Origin of the sequence: Agromyces sp. Root1464, assembly GCF_001427265.1 — a bacterium.
Lineage (GTDB): Bacteria > Actinomycetota > Actinomycetes > Actinomycetales > Microbacteriaceae > Agromyces > Agromyces fucosus.
Window position 1 is genome coordinate 43,963 of the sequence record NZ_LMFU01000003.1, and the last position, 21,877, is coordinate 65,839.

The following is a 21,877-nucleotide window of genomic DNA, read 5'->3' on the forward strand; positions in this document are numbered from 1 at the left end:
GACTCAGGCGCCCTTGCGCCCGAGCTTCGGTGCGATGGGCTCGACGTTCGCCGGCGCCGCAGTACCTGCCGGCTGGCCGATGTTGAGCTTCACGAGGATCTTCTGCTCGATGTCGGCCGCGATGTCGGGGTTCTGGAGCAGGAAGTTGCGGGCGTTCTCTTTGCCCTGACCCAACTGGTCGCCGTCGTACGTGTACCACGCACCCGACTTCTTCACGATGGCCTGGTCGACGCCGTAGTCGATGAGGCTGCCCTCGCGCGAGATGCCGACGCCGTACAGGATGTCGAACTCGGCCTGCTTGAAGGGCGGCGCCATCTTGTTCTTCACGACCTTGACGCGCGTGCGGTTGCCGACGGCGTCGGTGCCGTCTTTCAGGGTCTCGATACGGCGGATGTCGAGACGCACCGACGCGTAGAACTTCAGCGCCTTGCCGCCGGCCGTCGTCTCGGGGCTGCCGAAGAACACGCCGATCTTCTCGCGCAACTGGTTGATGAAGATCATCGTGGTGTTCGTCTGGCTGAGACCACCCGTGAGCTTGCGGAGCGCCTGCGACATGAGGCGGGCCTGGAGGCCGACGTGCGAGTCGCCCATCTCGCCCTCGATCTCGGCACGGGGCACGAGCGCCGCGACCGAGTCGATGACGATGAGGTCGATGGAGCCGGAGCGCACGAGCATGTCGGCGATCTCGAGCGCCTGCTCACCCGTGTCGGGCTGGGAGACGAGGAGCGCGTCGATGTCGACGCCGAGCTTCTTCGCGTACTCGGGGTCGAGCGCGTGCTCGGCGTCGATGAACGCGGCGATGCCGCCGTTGCGCTGCGCGTTGGCGATGGCGTGGAGGGTCAGCGTCGTCTTACCCGACGACTCGGGACCGTAGATCTCGATGATGCGGCCGCGCGGAAGCCCGCCGATGCCGAGCGCGACGTCGAGCGCGATCGAGCCGGTGGGGATGACCTCGACGGGGGCGCGATCTTCGCTGCCGAGGCGCATGACCGAGCCCTTGCCGAACTGGCGGTCGATCTGCGCGAGGGCGGTCTCGAGTGACTTCTCGCGGTCTGCTGCTGATGCCATGGGTGGGGCTCCTTCTTGCTCGATTGCGGCTGCCTCTAGGCTGTCGTTCCACGTTGCGGGCACTGACCGGCGGGTGCTGGCTCGCGGTGTCTTGCGACAAGGCGTTTGCGGTGTGTTCCGTTGCATCGACCGTATGGTCGGCCACCGACATCCGACGCCGATCTCGACCTGGATGTGGACAGCTGCACTGGAGCTCCTGCTGTTGAGGAGCCTACCCCAGCTCCCGAACGCATGTTCGAAGAAACGCCCGCGTGTCGAACACGCCTTCGGACGCGGATGCGAGCGTCGATCCGGATCGCGGCGCGACGGCAGGCCGTCGTCTACGGCTGTCGCGGCGCGCGCGTCTCCCCGGGCACCGGGCGACCGGCGCCGTGGCGGCGCTCCTCCGGGACATCCGTCGCCTCGCAGAGCGCGAGCCAGACCTCGCGCGGCCGCACCCCGGTGGCGAGCGCCTCACGGGCCGTGCGGCCGCCGAGCGCGGTGAGCACGAGATCGCCGACGATCGCGCCGCCGTAGCCGACGCCGAACTCCTCCGCGACCGCCGCCTGGAACTCGCTCTGCTTCACCCGATCACCTCTGGACAGACGATCGGCCGGTCCGAGGACCGGCCGATCTGCGTTGCGTGCGTGGAGTCTTCAGCGGACCATCAGGTCGGCGTCGAACTCCGCCACGAGCTCGTCGGGCAGGCTGTCGGGCACCACGGAGAGGCCCTCGAGCACTGCGATGCGGTCGCCGACCTCGTGCATGATCACCGAGATGGGCGTGTCGAGTGCGTCGGCGACGGAGGCGAGAATCTCGGAGGACGCCTCTTTCTGGCCGCGCTCCACCTCGCTCAGATAGCCGAGCGCGACGCTGGCCTTGGACGCGACCTGACGAAGGGTACGACCCTTCTGCAGGCGGAAGTCCCTCAGCACATCGCCGATCTCCTGTCGAACCAGGACCATCGGGAACCTCCTTCTCTCTGCCTGCGGCTCCCCCGGAGCCGGAAACGGGAGCGTCAGTCTAGCCGACTCTCCGTGATACCAATCTAGCGTTGCACACTGGGGCTTTCGTGTGAACCTGCCACATGTAACAGGGTGTTCACGAAGACTATTCCGCCGACTTCGGAGAAGTTCCTCCGACTCGCGCGAGCGCCGCCGCGATGGCGGCGTGCACGGTCGCGGTGCGGATCTCCGCGCGGCTGCCGCGGAGCGCGAGTTCGATCGCCTCGACGTCACCACCGAATGCGACGCCGATGAAGACCGTGCCCGGCGGCTTGCCGTCTTGACCGGTCGGCCCCGCGACTCCGGTCGTCGCGATGCCGAGATCGGCGGCGCGGCCGTCGACCGCGAGCGTCGTGCGCACGCGGTCGGCCATCTGCCGGGCGACCTCGGGGTGCACGGCGCCCACGGCTCCGAGCAGCCCGGCGTCGACGCCCAGCACCGACCGCTTCACCGAGGTGTCGTAGGCGACGACGCCGCCGCTGACCACGACGGATGCCCCGGGCACGCTCGTCAGTTCGGCGACGACGAGCCCGCCCGTCAGCGACTCCGCGACGGCCACCCGCAGGCCGCGCTCGGTGAGCTCGGCGATGAGCCGGGCTGCCGGGTCACCGGTGGCACGAGGCATCCGCTCGCTCGTCTCAGCTCGCCTCGCGAGGCGCGCGTGCGAGGCGCACGGCGTCGCGCACGTAGAGCAGTCCCGACCAGAGGGTGAGTACGAGGGCGGCCGCCATCGTCGCCCAATTGAGCCAGAGGATCCAGTCGCCGACGATCGTCCACAGCGGCACGAGGGCGAGCGAGATCGCGACGGACTGCGCGAGGGTCTTGAGCTTGCCGCCGGACGACGCGGGCACCACGTTGCCGCGGCGCAGCTCGACGAGGCGCCACACGGTGATGCCCACCTCGCGCACCACGATGACGATGGTGACCCACCACCACAGCTCGCCGAGGATCGAGAGGCAGATCAGGGCACCGCTCGTGAGGAGCTTGTCGGCGATCGGGTCGAGGATCTTGCCGAGGTCGGTGACCAGACCGCGGGAACGAGCGAGCCACCCGTCGACCCAGTCGGTCGAGATCGCGACGATGAAGATCACGGCGCCCCACCAGCGCATCGGGCCGTCGGCTCCCGCGTCGGCGAGGAGCAGCCAGAAGACCAGCGGAGCCATGAGGATGCGGACGACGGTGATCGCGTTCGGAAGGTTCCAGTTCGCCGATCGCGCGGGCGTGCCGGCGGAAGAGGTCATACGGCCAGACTACCGGCCGCGCGGCTCCACGGAACGGCCCACGATCGTCTCGGCCGGCGTGGAACCGTCCCGGGTTCAGTCGCGCCCGGTGAGGCCCCAGGCGTCCTCGTCGGTGTCGCCCTCGACCTCGGGCAGGCCCTCGCTCATTCGAGCCACAGGATCGTCGTAGCGGGCGTCGGGGGCGTCGTACGCCTCGGTGGGCGCGATGCCGCCTCCGAGCGGACCGGTCTGCGCCGGAGCAGGTGCCAGCGCCGGGGCGACGCCAGCCGGTGGCCGCGCTGCGGGGGCGGCGGCCGGCTCCTCGCCGCGGAGACGTGCGAGCACCCCGGGCAGCTGCTCGGCGGTCACGAGCACGTCGCGCGCCTTCGAGCCCTCGGACGGGCCGACGATCTCTCGCGACTCGAGCAGGTCCATGAGGCGCCCGGCCTTCGCGAAGCCCACGCGGAGCTTGCGCTGCAGCATCGACGTCGAACCGAACTGGGTCGAGACGACGAGTTCGGCGGCGGCGAGCAGCAGCTCGAGGTCGTCGCCGATGTCGGAGTCGATCTCTTTGCGGGGGGCGGATTCCGCGACATCCTGCCGGTACTCGGGACGAGCCTGCCGGGTGACGTGCTTGACGACCCGCTCGATCTCGTCTTCGCTGACCCACGCGCCCTGCACGCGGAGCGGCTTCGAGGCGCCCATCGGCAGGAAGAGCGCGTCGCCCTGCCCGATGAGCTTGTCGGCGCCCGGCTGGTCGAGGATGACGCGCGAGTCGGTGACGCTCGTGACCGCGAACGCGAGTCGCGACGGCACGTTGGCCTTGATGAGCCCCGTGACGACGTCGACCGACGGCCGCTGCGTCGCGAGCACGAGGTGGATGCCGGAGGCGCGGGCGAGCTGCGTGATGCGCACGATCGAGTCCTCGACGTCGCGCGGGGCGACCATCATGAGGTCGGCGAGCTCGTCGACGACGACGAGCAGGTACGGGTAGGGCTTGAGCTTCCGCTCGGAGCCGGCGGGCAGCACGATCTCGCCGCCCACGACGGCCTTGTTGAAGTCGTCGATGTGGCGGAACCCGAACGACGCGAGGTCGTCGTACCGCATGTCCATCTCCTTCACGACCCATGAGAGCGCCTCGGCGGCCTTCTTCGGGTTCGTGATGATGGGCGTGATGAGGTGGGGCACGCCCGCGTACGGGGCGAGCTCGACGCGCTTCGGGTCGATGAGCACCATGCGCACGTCCGACGGCTTCGCGCGCATCAGGAGCGAGGTGATCATCGAGTTCACGAAGCTCGACTTGCCCGAGCCGGTGGAGCCGGCCACGAGCAGGTGCGGCATCTTCGCGAGGTTCGCGACGACGTAGCCGCCGCCGACGTCCTTTCCGACGCCGATCGTCATGGAGTGCGTCGCGTTCGCGGCGTTGCCCGAGCGGAGCACGTCGCCGAGGGTCACGATCTCGCGGTCGGCGTTCGGGATCTCGATGCCGATCGCGCTCTTGCCCGGGATCGGCGAGAGGATGCGCACCTCGTTCGAGGCGACGGCATAGGCGAGGTTCTTCGACAGTGCGGTGACGCGCTCGACCTTCACGCCCGGGCCGAGCTCGATCTCGTACTGCGTGACCGTCGGGCCGCGCGAGAAGCCCGTGACCTTCGCGTCGACGCCGAACTGCTCGAGCACGCCGGTGATCTGGCGCACGACGTCGTCGTTGGCCTGCGAGCGCTTCTTCGCGGGGGCGCCGGCGGCGAGCGTCGACGCTGCGGGCAGACTGTAGGGGCGATCGGGTTCGGATGCCGCTTCCGCATCGAACTCCGACGCCTCGGGTGCGCCGGAGCCCGGCAGGCCGGCGGCATCGCCCGCGTCGCCCGCGAGATCGAAGGCCGCGAGCACGTTCGTGGCCCCTGCATCGTCGCCCCGGAGCCCGGTGCCGCCGCGCGGCACGTCGCCCGTGAACTGCTGCAGCGCCGATTCGGCGCGCTCGAGGTCGCCGATCACCTCGGTGTTGTAGCTGGGCTGGCCGACGCCCTCGAGCGGCGTCTCGAAGCTGCCGGCCGCGGATCCCGCCCCGAACACCTCGGTGAGCCCCTCGACGCCGTTGGCCTCGAACGCGGGGTCCTCTTCGCGGTTGGAGTCGTTGCGGCGCCACCACGGCAGCATGCCGCCCTTCGGCTCCTCGTCGTCGCCGTCGCCGAGGGCGTCGATGCCGTCGAGTTCGGTCTGCACCGACTTCTTGCGCTCGCGCTTCGTGGGCTTCGGGCCGACCTCGGTGACGGGCTCGTCGTGGGTCGCGCCGAAGAGCCATTCGTAGAGTTCACGGAACCGCGCAGGAATGCGGTTCGGCGGCGTCTTCGTGATGATGAGCAGCGACAGGAGCAGCAGCACGATCACGACGGCGGTCGCGCCGGCCTCGGTGATGAGCGCCGTGAGCGGCGCGGCGACCATCCAGCCGAGGATGCCTCCGGCCCGCGCGAGCACGGCCATGCCCTCGCGCGGCTCGGGCTGGCCGCCGAAGATGTTGCAGAGCGCCGAGACGGTCAGGAGCAGGAGGCCGAGCCCGATGCCGATGCGGGTGTTGTCGTGCACGGAGCTCGGGTGCCGGAACAACCAGACGGCGAAGATCAGCATGACGACGGGCAGCGCGAAGGCCACCCGGCCGAAGAGGAGGCCGAAGGTCCACGAGTCGAGCGTCTGGGCGACGGGCTCGTTGATGAGGAACCACTCGACGACGGCGCCGACGATGGCGAGCACGACGATGAAGAACGGCAGGCCGTCGCGACGCTCCTCCTTCGAGAGCGTCTCGGGCCCGAGCGCGCGGGCGGCTCCGCCGGTCAGGTGCGCGAGACCCATCCATGCGCGCACGAAGAGGTTCGGCCCCTCGGGTGCGGCGGGCGCCTTCTTCGTCGCGGCGGCGCGCGTGCTCGCGGCCGGCAGCTTCTTCGTGGGCGCGGTTCGGGAACTCGAAGCACGCGAGGACGCGCCCGAGGCACGCCCGTTCGACCTGGTGCTCGTAGCCATGTCGACAAGGCTACGGCCGGCCGCCCGCACTGGGCGACAGCCCGGCGCGAGTGTTCGCGATCCGATGTGCGATTCGACCCTCGAAATCAGCGGGAACGAGCGGCTGAGCTCAGGCCAGCGAACGCACCATGGTGTCCCGCCCGGCATCGGAGGCGACGACGGTGAAACCCTCCGACCGGTAGAGGGAGACGGCGAAGTTGCCGTGCTCGACGCTCAGGGCGAGTCGGGCGAATCCCGCCGCACGCGCGGTCTCCGCCAGCGACTGCATCAGGGCGCGGCCGACGCCTTGCGCGCGCCACAGCGGCCGCACGCCGATGATCAGTTCGGGCACCCCGACCGCGACGAAGCCGTGGGCCGCCGCGTCGGCCGCGAAGAGCCGGTACCAGGCGGCACCGACCGGTCGGCCATCACCGTCGAGGGCGACGACGCCGCGGTCGGCCGGGCGCTGCCATCCCGAGATGTAGCCGCGCGAGGCGGGGTCGGCGAGCACCGTCGGTCGCGGCCGGGTGCCGCCCGATCGCCAGTTCGCGGCCTCGACCACCATGTCGGCGAGGAACGAGCCGTCGTCGGGGGTGGCCGGGCGCACGGTGAATGCCGCCATGCCCGGATGCTACGGGCCGGGTGTTACGTCGGTGTTTCGTGTTGCGCGCGCCCGAGCTGCGACATCGGCGGCGCGACATCCGTGGCGCTCGTCGGCGGCGGCTCAGAACCGGATCGCGTCGATCACCTTCACCCGCACTGCGCCGAGGGCCGGCAGGAGCCCGGCGAGTGCGCCCACCGCGACGGCGGCGCCGATGCCGATCAGTGCCGCCTCGACCGGGAATCCGGGCATGTCCTGCACCTCGGCGCCGCCGAGGGCCATGCCCATGAGCGGGCTGCGCACGAGCGCGATCGCTGCACCGACGCCGACGACGCCCGCGACGAACGTGCCGACGACGGTCTCCATGAGCACCGAGAAGAAGACGCGCCCGGCAGTGGCCCCGAACGACCTCCGGATGCCGATCTCGCGGATGCGCCCGCGCACGGTGACGAGCGCGATCGTGAGGAGTCCGAGCGCGCCGAGCAGCAGGATGACGACGGCGACGCCGACGATCATGAGCTTGATCGGCAGGAACGGGTCGCCCTCCTGAGCGGCGTAGTCACTGCGCCATCCGTCGACCGTGGCGCCGTCGCCGAGTTCCGACTCGAACGCACGTTTCACCGATTCGGTGAGCTCGTCGGCCGACCCGTCGGGGACCCACATCTCGTATGACGGCGCGTACGCGCCCATCATCGGATCGGCGGTCTCGGGCTGCCGCGGGAGGAACGAGTCGGTCAGGATGAATGCGGCGGGTTCGGTCTCCCACTCGCTCTGCGCGGGCGTGACGCCCGTGATGACGCCGGTGACCTGCCCGTTGCCGACCAGCTCGACCGTCGGGTGCGTCGCGAGCGAGGGGCTTCCGATGCGCTCCCAGAAGGCCTCGTTGACGATGAGCGCCGGCGCCAGGCGATCGCCGTCGCGGTCGGTGAACCAAGCACCCTCCATCACCCGCACGCGGTGCATCACCCCGTAGTCGGGGTCGACGACCTGCATCGCGACCGGCACCGCGCCGTCGACGAACTGCACCGTGAGAGTGCCGTAGCCGGACCGGCTCGCATAGTCGATGCCGTGCCGCTCGAGCGTGGTCTGCCACGCCGCGGCCACCGCCTCGTTGTCGGTCGCACCGCTGCCGGTGCCGACGTTCATCGAGACGGTCGCCGGCCGGCCGCCGAACCGCTCCGACATCTCCCGGCCCGCCTGCTCGGCGATGGCCCCGGCGCCCACCACCGTCGTGAGGGCGCAGACGGCGACGGCCACTCCGATGAGCGACAGCAGTACCCGACCGCGGTGGATGCGCAGTTCTTCGAGCGCCTCGACGATCGTGCTCACGATGCCCGTCGCCGTGCGGGTCAGCCAGCCGGTCATGCCACGGCCTCGACCTGGGCGTCGATATCGGCATCAGCATCAGCATCAGCGACGTTCGCGTTGCCGTCGCTCTGCACGTCGCCTGCGGCATCCGCCGACTCGAGCCTGCCGTCGCGGAGCAGGAAGTGGCGGTTCGATCGCGCCGCGATCGTCGGATCGTGCGTGATCGTCACGAGCGCGGCGCCGGTCTCGGCGGCGACGGCCTCGATGAGCGCCATGACCTCGGCGCCCGTCTCGAGGTCGAGCGCGCCGGTCGGTTCGTCCGCGAGGATGAGTCGTGGCTTGCGCACGAGCGCGCGGGCGATCGCCACGCGCTGCTGCTCGCCGCCCGACAACCGCTCGGGCTTCGTCGTGAGCCGCTCCCCCAGCCCGACGCGCTCGAGCATGTCGCGCGCGATGCGCTCGCGCCGCCAGAACTCGCGGCCGCCCGAGTAGAGCAGCGGCGTCTGCACGTTCTCGAGCGCGGTGCGGCCCGGGAGCAGGTTGAACTGCTGGAAGACGAAGCCCACCTCGCTGCCGCGCAGGCGGTCGCGGGCACCGCTCCCGATGCGGCGCACATCGTGGCCGAGGAAGGCGAGCTCGCCCTCGGTCGGCGCATCGAGCAGGCCGAGGAGGTTCAGGAGCGTCGACTTGCCCGAACCCGAGCGGCCGACGATCGAGACCCGATCGCCCTCGGAGACGGTGAGGTCGACCCCCGACAGGATCGTGAGCGGCCGCCCGTCGGGCAGCTCGACGGTGCGGCCGACGCCGCGTGCCTCGACGAGCGTCATTTCGTGAGCGTCCCGCACATCATCATGCCGTCGGGCGACTGGACGCAGCCCTCCTGGCCGGCCTCGCCCGGGGCACCCGGCACGAACTGGAGCACCTGGTCGCCCTCGCCGACGCCCTCGACGACCTCGACCTGCGTGCCGTCGCTCAGCCCGAGTTTCACCGGCTGCTCGACGCGCTCGCCGTCAGGGGTCACGAGCCAGACGACACCCGTCTCAGCTCCGCCCTCGACCGCGGTGATCGGCACGACGAGCACGTCGGCGGCACTGCCCGCCGAGATCTTCACCTGGGCGGAGAGCCCCGGGAAGACGCGGACGTCACCAGGCACGATGCAGCGAACCGTCGTGCCACCGGATGCCTCAGCGCCCGCACCCGCCGCACCGGCGCCCGCTCCGGCGCCCGCTCCTCCCGCGCCGCCACCGGCCCCGGCGCCGGACAACGGCGTCGAGATCACGAGGCCACCGCACGTGAACGGGGCGGGCCCGCCTGCGATCGTCACGAGGGCCTCGGTCGGCGCGCTCGTCAGCCGGTACTGCTGCTCGGGGCTGAGGGTCGCTGTGACGTTGAAGCTCGGCGGCGCCACCTGCCCGGTCACGTCTCCCGTCGCGACGGGCTGTCCAGTGATGACATCGAGCGACGAGAGCACGCCTGCCGTGGGGGCGAGCACCTTCTCGAAGTGGAACGAGGGCTTCGGCGCCGTCATCGTCGGCATGCCGTCGGGCCCGACCGTCTCGGTCGGTTCCACCTCGTCGGTCACCTTGATGTCGTAGAGCTTCTGCCCGGCGGCGACCTGCTGTCCGGCAGCGGCGAACACCTCGTCGACGGCCCCGGTGCCGGTCGCCTTCACGGGCGCCGCGGCATCCGCGTTGACCGTGCCGGTCAGCACGACGTCGTTGGCGATCGAACCGCGCGCGACCGGAACCTGCGGCTCGGACACGCTCCCCGTCGGCGAGAGCGTCTCAGCGTCGGCCTCGGCGCGATCGGGGAAGAACGCGAGTTTCGCGAGTGCGATCGCGATCACCGCCACCAGCACGATTCGAATCGTCGGGAAGATCCACTTGCGCCAGACGCCCACGGCACTCCTTCATCGGGTCGCCCGGGCGTAGGGGCCGCCGGGCATCTCACCCACCCTATGGAGTCGGCGACGGCGGCGGAATCCTTCTCAGGGAGGATTCGGGGTCATCCCCGACACCCGGCGTCCGCGCGCGCAGAAACGGCGAACGGACCGTCCGAGGACGGGCCGTTCGTAGCGTGCAGAGCGCGGGCTACGCCTCGATGACGAGCGGCACGAGCATCGGGCGACGACGCAGCCGGCGGTTGACCCAGCCGCCGAGCACACGGCGCACGATCTGCGACAGCGCGTGCGAGTCGCGCACGCCGTTGCGAGCCGCCTCGGCGAGGGCGTCGATGATCTTCGGCTTGACGTCGTCGAACACCGAGTCGTCTTCGGCGAATCCGCGCGCGTGGATCTCGGGACCGGTGATGACACGGCCCGTCGAGGCGTCGACCACGACGATGACCGAGATGAAGCCCTCTTCAGCGAGGATGCGGCGGTCCTTCAGATCGGCGTCGGTGATCTCGCCGACCGTCGAGCCGTCGACGTAGACGAAGCCGAGGTCGAGCTGGCCGACCGGGCTGAGCACGCCGCCGCGCAGATCGTAGACGGTGCCGTTCTCGCCGATGAAGGTGTTCTTCTCGGGGATGCCGGTGTCTTGCGCGAGCTTCGCGTTCGCGAAGAGGTGCCGGTACTCGCCGTGGATCGGCAGCACGTTCTTCGGCTTCAGGATGTTGTAGCAGTAGAGCAGCTCGCCGGCGGCCGCGTGGCCCGACACGTGCACCTTCGCGTTCGCCTTGTGCACGACGTTCGCGCCGAGCTTCGTGAGGCCGTCGATGACGCGGTAGACCGCGTTCTCGTTGCCCGGGATGAGGCTCGACGCGAGGATCACCGTGTCGCCCTCGCCGATCTCGATCTGGTGGTCGCGGTTGGCCATGCGCGAGAGCACGGCCATCGGCTCGCCCTGCGAACCGGTCGACATGTAGACGATCTCGTCGTCGGGAACGTTGCCGGCCTTCTTGTAGTCGATGAGCACGCCCTCGGGCACCTTCAGGTAGCCGAGGTCGGCGGCGATCGTCATGTTGCGCACCATGCTGCGGCCGAGGAGCGCCACGCGACGGTGGTTCGCCCACGCGGCGTCGAGCACCTGCTGCACGCGGTGCACGTGGCTCGAGAAGCTGGCCACGATGACCCGGCGCGGGGCGCGGTTGATGACCTCGTCGAGCACGGGACCGATCGATCGCTCGAGCGGCGTGAAGCCCGGGACATCCGCGTTCGTGGAGTCGACCATGAAGACGTCGACGCCCTCTTCACCGAGACGCGCGAACTCGCGCAGGTCGGTGAGGCGGCCGTCGAGCGGCAACTGGTCCATCTTGAAGTCGCCGGTCGCGAGCACGGTGCCCGCGTCCGTCTTGATCGCCACGGCCAGCGCATCGGGGATCGAGTGGTTGACGGCGATGAACTCGAGGCGGAACGGGCCGATCGTCTCGCGCCCGCCCTCTTTCACCGTGAGCGTGTAGGGCTTGATGCGGTGCTCTTTGAGCTTCGCCTCGATGAGCGCGAGCGTCAGCTGCGAACCGATCAGGGGGATGTCGCCGCGGAGCTTCAGGAGGTACGGCACCGCGCCGATGTGGTCCTCGTGGCCGTGCGTGAGCACGACGCCGACGATGTCGTCGAGGCGGGACTTCAGGAAGCCGAAGTCGGGCAGGATCAGGTCGACGCCCGGCTGGTGCTCTTCGGGGAACAGCACGCCGCAGTCGACGATGAGGATCTTGCCGTCGATCTCGTAGCTGGTCATGTTGCGGCCGACCTCCCCCAGGCCGCCGATGGGGATGATGCGGAGCGTTCCGGCCTCGAGCGGGGCGGGATCGATGACGACGTCGGGCATGTGCCCTCCTTCTGTTGCGGTGTTCAGTTCGGTGCCGGCCCTGTGACCGGCGGATGTCTCGGGGCGGAGGTCGATGCGGGCAGGTGCCCGCCGCGGCATCCGCTCGTTCAGCGGGTGGTTCCCGCGACCTTCGGCAGCGCGCCGCCGGCAGCGGCGTTGCGGTCGGGGCGGAAGTTGTGGAAGTCGACGCCCGGGATGCCCTGCACGTGATCGATCTCGTCCTCGATGAGGGCGGCCTCCCACTCTTCGGGGCCGACGAGCGGCAGGCGCACGCGCGGGCTCGAGATGCGACCGAGGCCGTGCAGGATGTACTTCGCCGCGACCGTGCCCGGCACGTGGGTCATCGTGGCGCGCACGAGCGGCTCGAGCTGCTGGTGGGCGGCTGTCGCCGTGGCGAGGTCGCCGCGGTTCACGGCGTCGACGATCGTGCGGTACGGCGCCGGCGCGATGTTCGCAGTGACGCCGATGAGGCCCGTCGCGCCGATCGCGAGATGCGGCAGCACGTTGGCGTCGTCGCCGGAGAAGTACATGAGGTCGGTCTGGTTCAGCACCCGGCTCACCTCGGAGAAGTCGCCCTTGGCGTCTTTCACGGCGAGGATGTTCGGGTGCTTGGCGAGGCGCAGGATCGTCTCGTACTTGATGGGCACGCCGGTGCGACCGGGGATGTCGTAGAGGATGACGGGCAGGTCGGTGGCGTCGGCGACCATGCGGAAGTGCGTCAGGATGCCCGCCTGCGTGGGCTTGTTGTAGTACGGCGTGACGATCATGATGCCGTCGGCGCCGACGCGCTCGGAGTGCTTGTAGAGCTCGATCGCGTGGGCGGTCTCGTTCGACCCACCGCCCGTGATGATCTTGGCGCGGCCCGCGGCGACATCCTTGCCGACCTCGACCAGGCGGATCTTCTCGGGGTCGGTGAGCGTGCTCGTCTCGCCGGTGGTGCCCGTGACGACGATGCCGTCGGCGCCGCCCTCGATGAGGTGATCGATGTGCTTCTCGACCCCGGGCCAATCCACTTCGCCGTCCGCCGTCATCGGCGTGACGAGCGCGACGAGCACTTGTCCGAAGGGATTCTCTGAAGTCACGCCCTCCAGCGTATCGGGTCGGCCCCGCAGCGCGGGCCGCGCTGCGGGTCGGCGGATGCACCGTGCGACTCGCCGAGCGCAGTCGGCGTGTCAGCGAGATCTTCCGCCGACTCGCCGATCGAGATGAAGTCCACGGTCGATGCGGGCAAGGATCGCGGCCTCCACCAGCGGCCATTCGTGCACGACCATCGCGTAGTCGAACCTCAGTGTGTCGAGGCCGAGGGCAGCCGCGACGGCGTCGCGCACGAGGTCTTTGTGACGCATCGACGCACCCTCATGGTTCAGCCGCCCATCGACCTCGAGGATCAGACGATCGCCAAGCACGAAGTCGACCCGACCGACGCCGGGGATCACGACTTGAGACGCGAGCGAGATGCCGAGCGCCCGCAACCTCAACCGGAGCAGAGACTCCAGCCCGCTGTCTGCATCCCAACGCGCGAAGTCGACGAGCCATCGCCACTTCGACGGCACCACGTCGCGCAATCGAGCCAGGCCTTTTCGGGTGACCAGCCGCCGGCGCAGCGCCGATTCAAGCGCCACGAAGAACGACTCCTCGCCGCGGCAGGCCAGAAAACAGCCGAGGGCGTCGACCAACGACGTGCGGTCGCCGCGAACAGGGACTCCGCCCCAGTGCATGACGCACGTGCACTCACCGTGATGGCGGTGTCGATGGCCGTTGCGAGGAAGCACGACGTGGACCGAGCCTTCGTCGTCATCGAGCAACCAGAGTCCGGCGAGTCGCAACCGGCTGATGCAGCCGAGCACACCGCCGTGCGCCGCGGCCGTGCGAACCTCAGGGAGCGCATCGCTCGGAACGAACACGCCCTCTCGCACCCTGAGCACGACGCCATCTCGCACGGCTACCGCCAATGCATGCCGCGAGACGCCGGCTGCGGCGAAGTCCGTCGTACGAGCGATCTTCAGTTCGGCGCAGAGCTGCTGGATTCGGGCGGGCTCGACGGGCATGATCAGACTCTGCTCGTGGCGCCTCGTCCATTCGGAGCAGCCCGGTGCGCTTGGGGAGAGCTTCGTCCAGGCTCACTATGTCGAGGCGAAGTCAGGGCTGCCGCGAGTCGGCGGATGATTCTCAGGACCCGCCGGGTCGGGTCGGCGTGTCACGCGATTCTTCCGCCGACTGGCGGGCCGTACCCGTGGCAGGGTGACTGCGCAGGCGTCAAGCGAGGGGTCAGTGTCAGGGGCGGGCGTAGCGGCGGAAGCGGTAGCCGACGCCCGTGCGGGAGACGTGGGTCGCGGGGCCGTCGGCCTCGACGAGCCGCCAGCTCATGTCGATCGAGGGGGCGTAGGCGTCGCCCGGGATGTCGAGGTCGAGCTCGGTGACCTCGAGGCGGTCGGCCCGGTCGATGAGCCGGGCGAAGAGTTCGCCGCCGCCGATCGCCCAGATCCATTCGGGGTCGGATGCCGCGGCCAGCGCGAGCCCCTCGTCGATCGACCCCGCGCGCGTCGCGCCCTCGGCCGCCCACTCCTCGTTGCGGGTGACGACGATGTTCGCGCGCCCCGGCAGCGGGCGGAACCGCTCGGGCAGCGAGTCCCAGGTCTTGCGGCCCATCACGACCGGGCTGCCGAGCGTGATCTCCTTGAAGTGGGCGAGGTCTTCGGGCACGTGCCACGGCATGACGCCGCCGGCCCCGATCACGCCGCGATACGCCTCGGCCCAGATCAGGCCGAGCTTCGGTGCGGCCGGGGTCGAGGCGCCCGTGGCTTCAGCAGTGGTCGAGGCATCCGTGGCCCCGGAGGCCGTGGCCCCCGAGGCATCCGCTTCGCTCATACCGCGACGGCCGCGCGGATCGGCGGGTGGTGCTGGTAGCCCTCGACGACGAAGTCCTCGTACTCGTAGTCGAAGATCGAGTCGGGCGTGCGCGCGAGGCGCAGCGTCGGCGGTGCGAAGGGCTCGCGGGTGAGCTGCTCGGTGACCTGCTCGACGTGGTTGTCGTAGATGTGGCAGTCGCCGCCGGTCCAGACGAAGTCGCCGACCTCGAGGCCGGTCTGCGCCGCGACCATGTGGGTCAGCAGTGCGTACGAGGCGATGTTGAACGGCACGCCGAGGAAGAGGTCGGCGCTGCGCTGGTAGAGCTGGCACGAGAGCTTGCCGTCGGCCACGTAGAACTGGAAGAGCGCGTGACACGGCGCGAGCGCCATCGACGGGATGTCAGCCGGGTTCCACGCCGAGACGATGAGCCGGCGCGAGTCGGGGTTGGTGCGGATCTGCTCGATGACGTCGGAGATCTGGTCGATCTGCTCGCCTGAGGGCGTCGGCCACGAGCGCCACTGCACGCCGTAGACGGGGCCGAGCTCACCCTCGGAATCGGCCCATTCGTCCCAGATCGTCACGCCGTGCTCGCGCAGCCAGCCGACGTTCGACGAGCCCTGCAGGAACCACAGCAGCTCGTACGCGATCGATTTGAAGTGCACGCGCTTCGTGGTGACGAGCGGGAAGCCCTCGGAGAGGTCGAACCGCAGCTGGCGGCCGAACACGCTGCGCGTGCCGGTGCCCGTGCGATCGGTCTTGACGGCGCCGTGCTCGAGCACGTCGCGCAGCAGGTCTTCGTACGGGGTTGAGATCGTCTCGGCCATCTCCACAAGGCTAACCCTCACCTGCGACACTTCGGCGAAGGCGAGCGGATGCTGCGGGCATCCCCGTCATCGTCGGTCACACTCCGCACGGGGCGTCGCGGCCTGCGTACGCTCGACCGCATGGACTGGCTCCCGGCACTCGCGACCGGCGCAGCGCTGCTCGCGGCGGCGACCGCGCTCGGCCTCGTCTGGCGCTCTCGTCAGGGTGTCGCCCGCAGCGTCTCCGGCGACGTGGTGCGGCCCGCCGATCTCGGCGTCACTGCATTCGGCGAACGGGCCACCCTCGTGCAGTTCTCGACCGAGTTCTGCGCCCGCTGCCCGGCGACCGGGCGCCTGCTCACCGAGCTCGCGGGCGAGCGCGACGGCGCGGCGCACGTCGAGGTCGACCTCACGCATCGCCCAGACCTCGCCGGCCGCTTCCGCGTGACCGAGACGCCGACGACGCTGCTGCTCGACGCCGACGGCGCGGTGCGCGCCCGCATCGCCGGCCTCCCCCGTGCCGGCGCCGTGCGCGAACGACTCGACGATCTTCTGAGGAGCCCCCATGTCATCTCCGGCTGATCCTTCGGCATCGAGCGCCGACCGCGCATCGGCGGGCATCGACCCCCGCGGCCCGCGCTTCGGCGCCGCCATCACCGCGGCGTTGCTCCTCATCACCGTCGTGCTCGCCGTCGCCGGCGCGGATGCCGCGGCCTTCTGGCTGCTCGTCGCGATCACGGCGCTCTTCGCTTGGGGCGCGTTCGCGGGTATCCGGCGGCACCCGTACGGCCTCATCTTCGCGAGGCTCGTGCGACCGCGACTCGCGCCGCCGGCCGAGCTCGAGGACCCGCGCCCGCCGACCTTCGCACAGGGCATCGGGTTCGCCGTCGGCCTCGCCGGGGTGCTGCTCTCGCTCCTCGGCCTCGAGTACGCGGTGCCGATCGCCGCGGCGATCGCCTTCTTCGCCGCGTTCCTGAACGCGGCCTTCGACTTCTGCCTCGGCTGCCAGATCTACCTGCTGCTCGCACGCGCCCGGATCGTCCCCGGGGTCTGACCTGCGGCGTCCCTCGCCGATAGGCTGGGAGCCCGGCTCGACGAGGAGGAAACATGGCAGTCACGAGTGAAGCGACCACCGTTTGGAAGGGCACGCTCTTCGAGGGATCGGGCGATGTCGCCCTCGACTCCTCTGGTCTCGCGTCCTTCCCCGTCAACTGGAAGGCCCGCGCCGAGGGCGCCGAAGGCACCACGAACCCCGAAGAGCTGCTCGCCGCAGCTCACTCCTCGTGCTTCTCGATGGCACTGTCGCTGGGCCTCGCCCAGGCCGGCACGCCGGCCGAGAGCATCCAGACCACCGCGGCCGTCACCTTCGAGGCCGGCAAGGGCGTGCTCGGCAGCCACCTGCTCGTGAGCGCCCGCGTGCCGGGGCTCAGCGAAGAGCAGTTCGAGGCCCTCGCCGAGGACGCCAAGAAGAACTGCCCGATCTCGCAGGCGCTCGCCGGGATTCCGATCACGATCGAAGCCGAACTCGCCTGATCCATGCGGGTACTCGTCGCCGGTGCATCCGGATTCATCGGCACCGCACTGGTCACCGCTCTGACCGACGACGGGCACGAGGTCGTGCGTCTGGTGCGGCGGCGCGCCCATGGCGCCGATGAGGCGGCCTGGTCACCGGCGGCGGGCATCATCGACTTCACCGTGATGGATCGCGTGGACGCGGTCGTGAACCTCTCGGGCGCCTCGCTCGCCCGCCTGCCGTGGTCGAAGTCGTACCGAGGCGAGATCCTCGAGTCGCGCATCACGGCGACCCGCACGCTCGCCGACGCGATGCGCAAGGCGCGGCAACCGCCGACGGTCTTCCTCAGCGCCTCGGCGGTCGGCTACTACGGCGACCGCCCCGGCGAACTGCTCACCGAGTACTCGAGCGCCGGCACGGGCTTCCTCGCCGAGGTCGTCGGCCGCTGGGAGGCGGCGGCAGGGCTCGCCCCCGAAGAGACCCGCACGGTCGTCTTCCGCAGCGGCATGGTGGTCGGGCACGGCGGGGCCATGAAGCGCGTCGGCGCCCTCACCCGCCTCGGCGTCTCGGCGAGGCTCGGCACCGGCGGCCAGCATTGGCCCTGGGTGGCGCTCGACGACGAGGTCGCCGCCATCGTGCACCTGCTCGGTTCGTCGCTGTCGGGCCCGGTGAACATCGCCGGTCCGACACCGGCGACGGCCGATCGCGTGATGTCGGCGATGGCCGAGCGGATGCATCGGCCGCACGCCCTCGGCGTGCCGGAGCGCGTGCTCGAGGTCGCCCTCGGCCGTGCCGCCGACGAGCTGCTGCTCTCGAGCCAGAAGGTGCGCCCGCAGCGTCTCATCGACGACGGCTACCGGTTCCGGCACGCCACCGTCGAGTCGGCGATCGACGCGATGCTCGCGGCGCCGCGCACGTCGACGCGTTAGGCCGGTTCGGGTCTCAGCGAGCGTCGCGCGACAGCGCGATGGCGCGCCGCACAGCCTGCCGCGCGTTGCGGCGGTCGCCGGCGGCGTCGTACGCGAGTCCGAGCCGCATCGAGGCCTGCCACGATTCGGGAGCCGCGTCGGCCGAGGTGCGGAACCCGTCGAGCGCACCACGGGCAGCGGCGCGTTCGGGGCGCCCGCTCGGCAGGAGCGGCAGTTCGAGGTCGAGCCCGCCCTCGGCATCGAGTCGCTTCACGAGCTCGTGCGAACGGATGCCGAAGTCGATCTCGCGCCAGAGCGCCCAGAGGCCGATGAGCGGCAGCACGACGAGCGCGACGCCCATCGCGATCGCGACCGGCTCCCCCGTCGCCATGAACTGCACGGCGCGCCAGCCGACGAGCGCGAGGTAGAGCACGAGGAGCGCGGCCATGATGAGCGCGCCGAGCTTCGTGGTCATCGAACGGTGCCGGGAATTCCGAGGTCGAGCAGGGCGTCGAGGCCGACGGTGACACCGGATGCCTCGGGGGCGCTGCGGAGCGCGAGCAGGATGCCGGCCTCGTACGAGCTCGGCGAGAGCGTGGAGTGGGTGATCGTGAGGGTCTCGCCGTCGCCGCCGAAGACGACGCGCTGCTCGGCCGCGACGCCGGCGAGGCGCAGGCTGTGCACGGGCACCCCGCTCACGAGCTGGCCGCGGGCGCGCTGGTCGGCGTGCGGAGCGGCGACCGGTCCACGTGCCGCACCGATGAGCTCCGCCGTGCGTACGGCCGTGCCCGAGGGCGAGTCGACCTTGCCGGCGTGGTGGGCCTCGACGATTTCGATCGAGTCGAAGAACGGCGCAGCGAGCTTCGCGAAGGCGGTGCCGAGCACGCTGCCGATCGAGAAGTTGGGGATGAAGAGGACGGCTCCGGCGTCGGCATGACCGCGCACGAACGCGGAGATCTCGGAGATTCGCTCGCTCGACCACCCGGAGGTGCCCACGACGATCGGGATGCCGGCGCCTGCCGCGAACTCGACGATCTCGGCGCTCGCGCCCGGGTGCGTGACGTCGAACGCCACGTCGGCGCCGAGCATGAGGTCGAGGCTCGACTTCGAATCGAGCGCGGCGTGCAGTTCGAGGTCTTCGGCCTCCTCGATCAGTCGAAGCGCCAGCTGCCCCATCTTGCCGGTGGCTCCCGCCACGGCGACCCGTATCGTCACGGCTTCACCCTAGCAAGCGGGAGCCGGGCGACAGCCTCGCCGAAAGGCGTCGGCCACGAGGCATCCGCCGTATTCGCAAATAGTGTGGAGGCATGCTGCGCTACCGAGACGCCTCCGTGACCGACGCCGACGCGCACGCCCTGCTCGCCGACTACTTCGCCGAGCGTGCCGTAGGGTTCCCCGCCGCGCAGGGCGAGTACCGGCCGACCTGGCCGGCCGCGGAGCAGTTCACGCCGCCCGCAGGTGTCTTCCTGATCGTCGTCGACGAGTCGGGTACAGCGGTCGGATGCGGCGGGGTGCGACGCATCCAGCGCCGGCCCGAGACGTTCGAGGTGCGCTTCGAGGTCAAGCACCTCTGGCTCGCGCCCGCTGCCCGTGGCGGCGGCGAAGGGCGGCGACTCCTCGCCGAGCTCGAACGCCGGGCGATCGAGTACGGCGCGCAGGAAATCTTGCTCGACACGAACGCGAGCCTCGAGGCCGCCGGCGGTCTGTACCGCTCGAGCGGGTACGTCGAGATCGAGCCCTACAACGCCAACCCCAACGCGACGAACTGGTACGGCAAGCGCGTCGGCTGACGCGAGAGCGCGACGCGCGCGTGCCCGTGCGCGATCGCTCAGATCGCGTAGGGCTCCGCGAGGCCGGTGCGCAGCTCGGGCGGCAGGTGCGCGATGTCGTTATGGGCGACGAGGCTCCAGGGGCGGCCCGGCCGCTGCGTGAGCACCGTGAGGCCGCAGTTCGCCTGGTTGATCGAGACCCATCGCCAGGCGGGTGCGCCGAGGACCTCGCGCACGAACCATCCGATGACGAAGTTGTGGGTGATGAGCAGCTCGTGCCGGTCTTCGCGGTGCGAGCGGAGGAACTCGGAGGCCGCGTCCTCCATCTGCGCGCTGCCGGCCTCGATCTCGGCTTCGGTCACCGAGCCGAAGAAGGCGTCGTAGGCCTTCGGCGTCTCGGGCGCAGGGCCCGTCGGGATGCAGTCGAAGAGCAGCGGCGAGGGCTCGAGGCTCAGCGCCGGCATCTTCGCCGCGATGATCTGCGCCGTCTCGGTCGCCCGCTGCAGCGGCGAGTGCCAGGCGTTGTCGAACGGCACGCCGCCCAGGCGTTCGGCGAGGAGTTCGGCCTGACGACGACCCCTCGGCGAGAGCGGACCGTCGGGCAGGCCGTGCTCGGCGTCGAGCTGCTCGCCGTGACGGACGAGGTAGAGGTGATGGGCCACAGGTATCGGTTCCTCTGATGGAGGGCGGGAGTCGCGGTCAGGCGACGTCGGAGTGCGGGGCGACCGCGGCGGTCGCTCCGGTGAAGGCCGTCTCGTCGATCGCGCCGACGGCGACGAGCGAGAACGGGCGCGCGACGAGGTCGCCGGCCAGTCGCTGCACGTCGTCGGCGGTGACGAGTGAGATGCGACGGAGGGCCTCATCGAGGTCGACGAACTCGCCGAGGGTCAGTTCGGCGCGGCCGAGCCGCGACATCCGGGTGTCGGAGTCTTCAAGTGCCAGCGCGGAGGCGCCGGCGAGCTGGCCGGAGGCTCGACGGAGCTCTTCGGCGGTCACGCCGTGCTCGGCGAGTCGCTCGAGCTCGTCGCGCATGAGTGCGGCGACCGTGCCGGCCTTCGCCGGAGCGCACCCCGCGTACATGCCGAAGAGCCCCGCGTCGGAGTAACCCGGAGCGAACGAGTACACCGAGTAGGCGAGCCCGCGGCGCTCTCGCACCTGCTGGAAGAGGCGTGACGACATGCCCGAGCCGAAGATCGCGTTCAGCACGCTCATGGTCGGGCGCCGCTCGTCGGTCGCCACGAGGCCGGGAACGCCCAGGAGCAGGTTCACCTGCTCGTTCGGGCGGGCGACGACCGAGATCTCGGCTCCAGGGGCGAGCACCGCGGGCTCGATCGAGCGACGTTCGACCGGCTGCCCCGCGGCCGACGGATCCCATCCGGCCGTTGCGAGCGCTTGCTCGAGCTCGGACAGCAGCAGGTCGTGGTCGACCGCTCCGGCCACCGTGACGACGAGGTCTTGCGGGCGGTAGTTCGCACGGTAGTGCTCCCACACGGCGTCGCGCGTGGCGCTGCGGATCGTCTCGGGGTTGCCGCCGATCGGCCGGCCGAGCGGATGGGCGCCGAGCACCGCCTCGAAGAAGCGCTCGTTGGCGACGTCACCCGGGTCGTCGCCCGCCATCGAGAGCTCTTCGAGGATGACCCCGCGCTCGCTCTCGAACTCGGTCGGGTCGAGCAGCGACGAGGTGAACATGTCGGCGAGCACCTCGACCGCCATGGGCAGGTCTCGGTCTTGCACCTTGGCGTAGTAGCAGGTGTACTCCTTCGCCGTCATCGCGTTGTGCTCGCCGCCGACGGCGTCGAAGGAGATCGCGATGTCGAGCGCGGACCGCGTGGCCGTGCCCTTGAAGAGGAGGTGCTCGAGGAAGTGCGTCGATCCGTACGTGGCGGGGTGCGCGGCATCCGCTCGCTGCTCGTCGCGCGAACCGACCGCGACCCAGAAGCCGATGGTCGCGCTGCGACTGCCGGGCACCTGTTCGCTGAGCACTCGGACCCCCGATGGGAGCACGCTGCGCCGAACTCGCGCGTCGCCTGCTGCGGTGAAGGAGAGCTCGGTCTGGCCGAGTGGGAGGTCGACAGCGCCGTTCATCCCGATCA

Annotated in this window: 24 protein-coding genes; 5 read left to right on the plus strand and 19 right to left on the minus strand. The window is 70.4% G+C overall.

The features are described 5' to 3' along the window. Nucleotides 1–3: 3 nt before the first annotated feature. The 15 genes from recA to ASD23_RS15905 form a co-directional block, all read right to left on the minus strand. Nucleotides 4–1,068: a recombinase RecA gene (gene recA / locus ASD23_RS15835; protein WP_056013564.1), complete on the minus strand. Its 1,065-nt coding sequence runs from the start codon at nucleotides 1,066–1,068 to the stop codon at nucleotides 4–6. A 320-nt stretch (nucleotides 1,069–1,388) separates the two neighbouring features. Next, nucleotides 1,389–1,634, minus strand: a complete 246-nt coding sequence (locus ASD23_RS15840; RefSeq protein ID WP_056013569.1) for a DUF3046 domain-containing protein — start codon at nucleotides 1,632–1,634, stop codon at nucleotides 1,389–1,391. Nucleotides 1,635–1,703: 69 nt separating this feature from the next. Further along, nucleotides 1,704–2,012, minus strand: a complete 309-nt coding sequence (locus ASD23_RS15845) for a helix-turn-helix domain-containing protein (protein WP_056013571.1) — start codon at nucleotides 2,010–2,012, stop codon at nucleotides 1,704–1,706. Nucleotides 2,013–2,157: 145 nt separating this feature from the next. Next, nucleotides 2,158–2,676 carry a CinA family protein gene (locus ASD23_RS15850; RefSeq protein ID WP_056013573.1) on the minus strand — a complete coding sequence of 173 codons (519 nt, stop codon included), beginning with the start codon at nucleotides 2,674–2,676 and terminating at the stop codon, nucleotides 2,158–2,160. A 13-nt stretch (nucleotides 2,677–2,689) separates the two neighbouring features. Beyond that, nucleotides 2,690–3,292, minus strand: coding sequence for a CDP-diacylglycerol--glycerol-3-phosphate 3-phosphatidyltransferase (gene pgsA / locus ASD23_RS15855; RefSeq protein WP_056013575.1), 603 nt, complete (start codon nucleotides 3,290–3,292; stop codon nucleotides 2,690–2,692). 75 nt (nucleotides 3,293–3,367) lie between these two features. Beyond that, on the minus strand, nucleotides 3,368–6,286 hold the full coding sequence (locus tag ASD23_RS15860) for a DNA translocase FtsK (protein ID WP_056013580.1): 2,919 nt from the start codon (nucleotides 6,284–6,286) through the stop codon (nucleotides 3,368–3,370). A 109-nt stretch (nucleotides 6,287–6,395) separates the two neighbouring features. Further along, a complete protein-coding gene (locus ASD23_RS15865) occupies nucleotides 6,396–6,887 on the minus strand; it encodes a GNAT family N-acetyltransferase (protein ID WP_056013585.1) in 492 nt (163 codons plus the stop codon). Nucleotides 6,888–6,989: 102 nt separating this feature from the next. Continuing rightward, nucleotides 6,990–8,231 carry an ABC transporter permease gene (locus ASD23_RS15870; protein WP_056013588.1) on the minus strand — a complete coding sequence of 414 codons (1,242 nt, stop codon included), beginning with the start codon at nucleotides 8,229–8,231 and terminating at the stop codon, nucleotides 6,990–6,992. After that, on the minus strand, nucleotides 8,228–9,001 hold the full coding sequence (locus tag ASD23_RS15875) for an ABC transporter ATP-binding protein (RefSeq protein ID WP_082571587.1): 774 nt from the start codon (nucleotides 8,999–9,001) through the stop codon (nucleotides 8,228–8,230). The genes ASD23_RS15870 and ASD23_RS15875 overlap by 4 nt, the downstream gene beginning before the upstream one ends. Continuing rightward, entirely contained in the window at nucleotides 8,998–10,074 is a 1,077-nt protein-coding gene (locus ASD23_RS15880) for a hypothetical protein (RefSeq protein WP_056013592.1), read from the minus strand. Before ASD23_RS15880 ends, ASD23_RS15875 begins: the two co-directional genes overlap by 4 nt. Before the next feature lie 190 nt (nucleotides 10,075–10,264). Further along, a complete protein-coding gene (locus ASD23_RS15885) occupies nucleotides 10,265–11,941 on the minus strand; it encodes a ribonuclease J (RefSeq protein ID WP_056013597.1) in 1,677 nt (558 codons plus the stop codon). A 107-nt stretch (nucleotides 11,942–12,048) separates the two neighbouring features. Then, nucleotides 12,049–13,023 carry a 4-hydroxy-tetrahydrodipicolinate synthase gene (gene dapA / locus ASD23_RS15890; RefSeq protein WP_082571588.1) on the minus strand — a complete coding sequence of 325 codons (975 nt, stop codon included), beginning with the start codon at nucleotides 13,021–13,023 and terminating at the stop codon, nucleotides 12,049–12,051. 90 nt (nucleotides 13,024–13,113) lie between these two features. Beyond that, complete coding sequence (locus ASD23_RS19350) at nucleotides 13,114–13,617, minus strand: DUF559 domain-containing protein (protein WP_235507785.1); 504 nt, start codon at nucleotides 13,615–13,617, stop codon at nucleotides 13,114–13,116. Nucleotides 13,618–14,215: 598 nt separating this feature from the next. Continuing rightward, entirely contained in the window at nucleotides 14,216–14,809 is a 594-nt protein-coding gene (locus ASD23_RS15900; protein ID WP_082571590.1) for a dihydrofolate reductase, read from the minus strand. Beyond that, complete coding sequence (locus ASD23_RS15905; RefSeq protein WP_056013605.1) at nucleotides 14,806–15,615, minus strand: thymidylate synthase; 810 nt, start codon at nucleotides 15,613–15,615, stop codon at nucleotides 14,806–14,808. The genes ASD23_RS15900 and ASD23_RS15905 overlap by 4 nt, the downstream gene beginning before the upstream one ends. Nucleotides 15,616–15,735: 120 nt before the next feature. Here ASD23_RS15905 and ASD23_RS15910 point away from each other — a divergent pair, with 120 nt between their 5' ends. From ASD23_RS15910 to ASD23_RS15925, 4 genes are read left to right on the plus strand one after another with little or no spacing between them, the layout of a single operon-like run. Next, nucleotides 15,736–16,176 (plus strand): thioredoxin family protein, encoded by a 441-nt coding sequence (locus ASD23_RS15910; protein ID WP_056013613.1) that lies wholly within the window; start codon nucleotides 15,736–15,738, stop codon nucleotides 16,174–16,176. After that, entirely contained in the window at nucleotides 16,160–16,648 is a 489-nt protein-coding gene (locus ASD23_RS15915; protein ID WP_056013618.1) for a DUF4395 domain-containing protein, read from the plus strand. Before ASD23_RS15910 ends, ASD23_RS15915 begins: the two co-directional genes overlap by 17 nt. Before the next feature lie 53 nt (nucleotides 16,649–16,701). Beyond that, on the plus strand, nucleotides 16,702–17,127 hold the full coding sequence (locus ASD23_RS15920) for an OsmC family peroxiredoxin (RefSeq protein WP_056013621.1): 426 nt from the start codon (nucleotides 16,702–16,704) through the stop codon (nucleotides 17,125–17,127). A gap of 3 nt (nucleotides 17,128–17,130) precedes the next feature. After that, nucleotides 17,131–18,036, plus strand: coding sequence for a TIGR01777 family oxidoreductase (locus ASD23_RS15925; protein WP_056013624.1), 906 nt, complete (start codon nucleotides 17,131–17,133; stop codon nucleotides 18,034–18,036). A gap of 13 nt (nucleotides 18,037–18,049) precedes the next feature. Here ASD23_RS15925 and ASD23_RS15930 read toward each other — a convergent pair whose 3' ends face one another. After that, the gene (locus ASD23_RS15930; protein WP_056013627.1) at nucleotides 18,050–18,490 is read right to left on the minus strand and encodes a hypothetical protein; all 441 of its coding nucleotides are present in this window, start codon (nucleotides 18,488–18,490) and stop codon (nucleotides 18,050–18,052) included. Beyond that, complete coding sequence (gene dapB / locus ASD23_RS15935) at nucleotides 18,487–19,230, minus strand: 4-hydroxy-tetrahydrodipicolinate reductase (RefSeq protein ID WP_082571591.1); 744 nt, start codon at nucleotides 19,228–19,230, stop codon at nucleotides 18,487–18,489. The genes ASD23_RS15930 and dapB overlap by 4 nt, the downstream gene beginning before the upstream one ends. Nucleotides 19,231–19,322: 92 nt before the next feature. Here dapB and ASD23_RS15940 point away from each other — a divergent pair, with 92 nt between their 5' ends. Beyond that, nucleotides 19,323–19,805, plus strand: coding sequence for a GNAT family N-acetyltransferase (locus tag ASD23_RS15940; RefSeq protein WP_056013634.1), 483 nt, complete (start codon nucleotides 19,323–19,325; stop codon nucleotides 19,803–19,805). A gap of 38 nt (nucleotides 19,806–19,843) precedes the next feature. Here the strand turns inward: ASD23_RS15940 and ASD23_RS15945 are convergent, their stop codons facing one another. After that, a complete protein-coding gene (locus ASD23_RS15945) occupies nucleotides 19,844–20,446 on the minus strand; it encodes a histidine phosphatase family protein (RefSeq protein WP_056013639.1) in 603 nt (200 codons plus the stop codon). Between the two features lie 37 nt (nucleotides 20,447–20,483). Further along, entirely contained in the window at nucleotides 20,484–21,869 is a 1,386-nt protein-coding gene (locus tag ASD23_RS15950) for a M16 family metallopeptidase (protein WP_056013642.1), read from the minus strand. Nucleotides 21,870–21,877 lie beyond the last annotated feature (8 nt).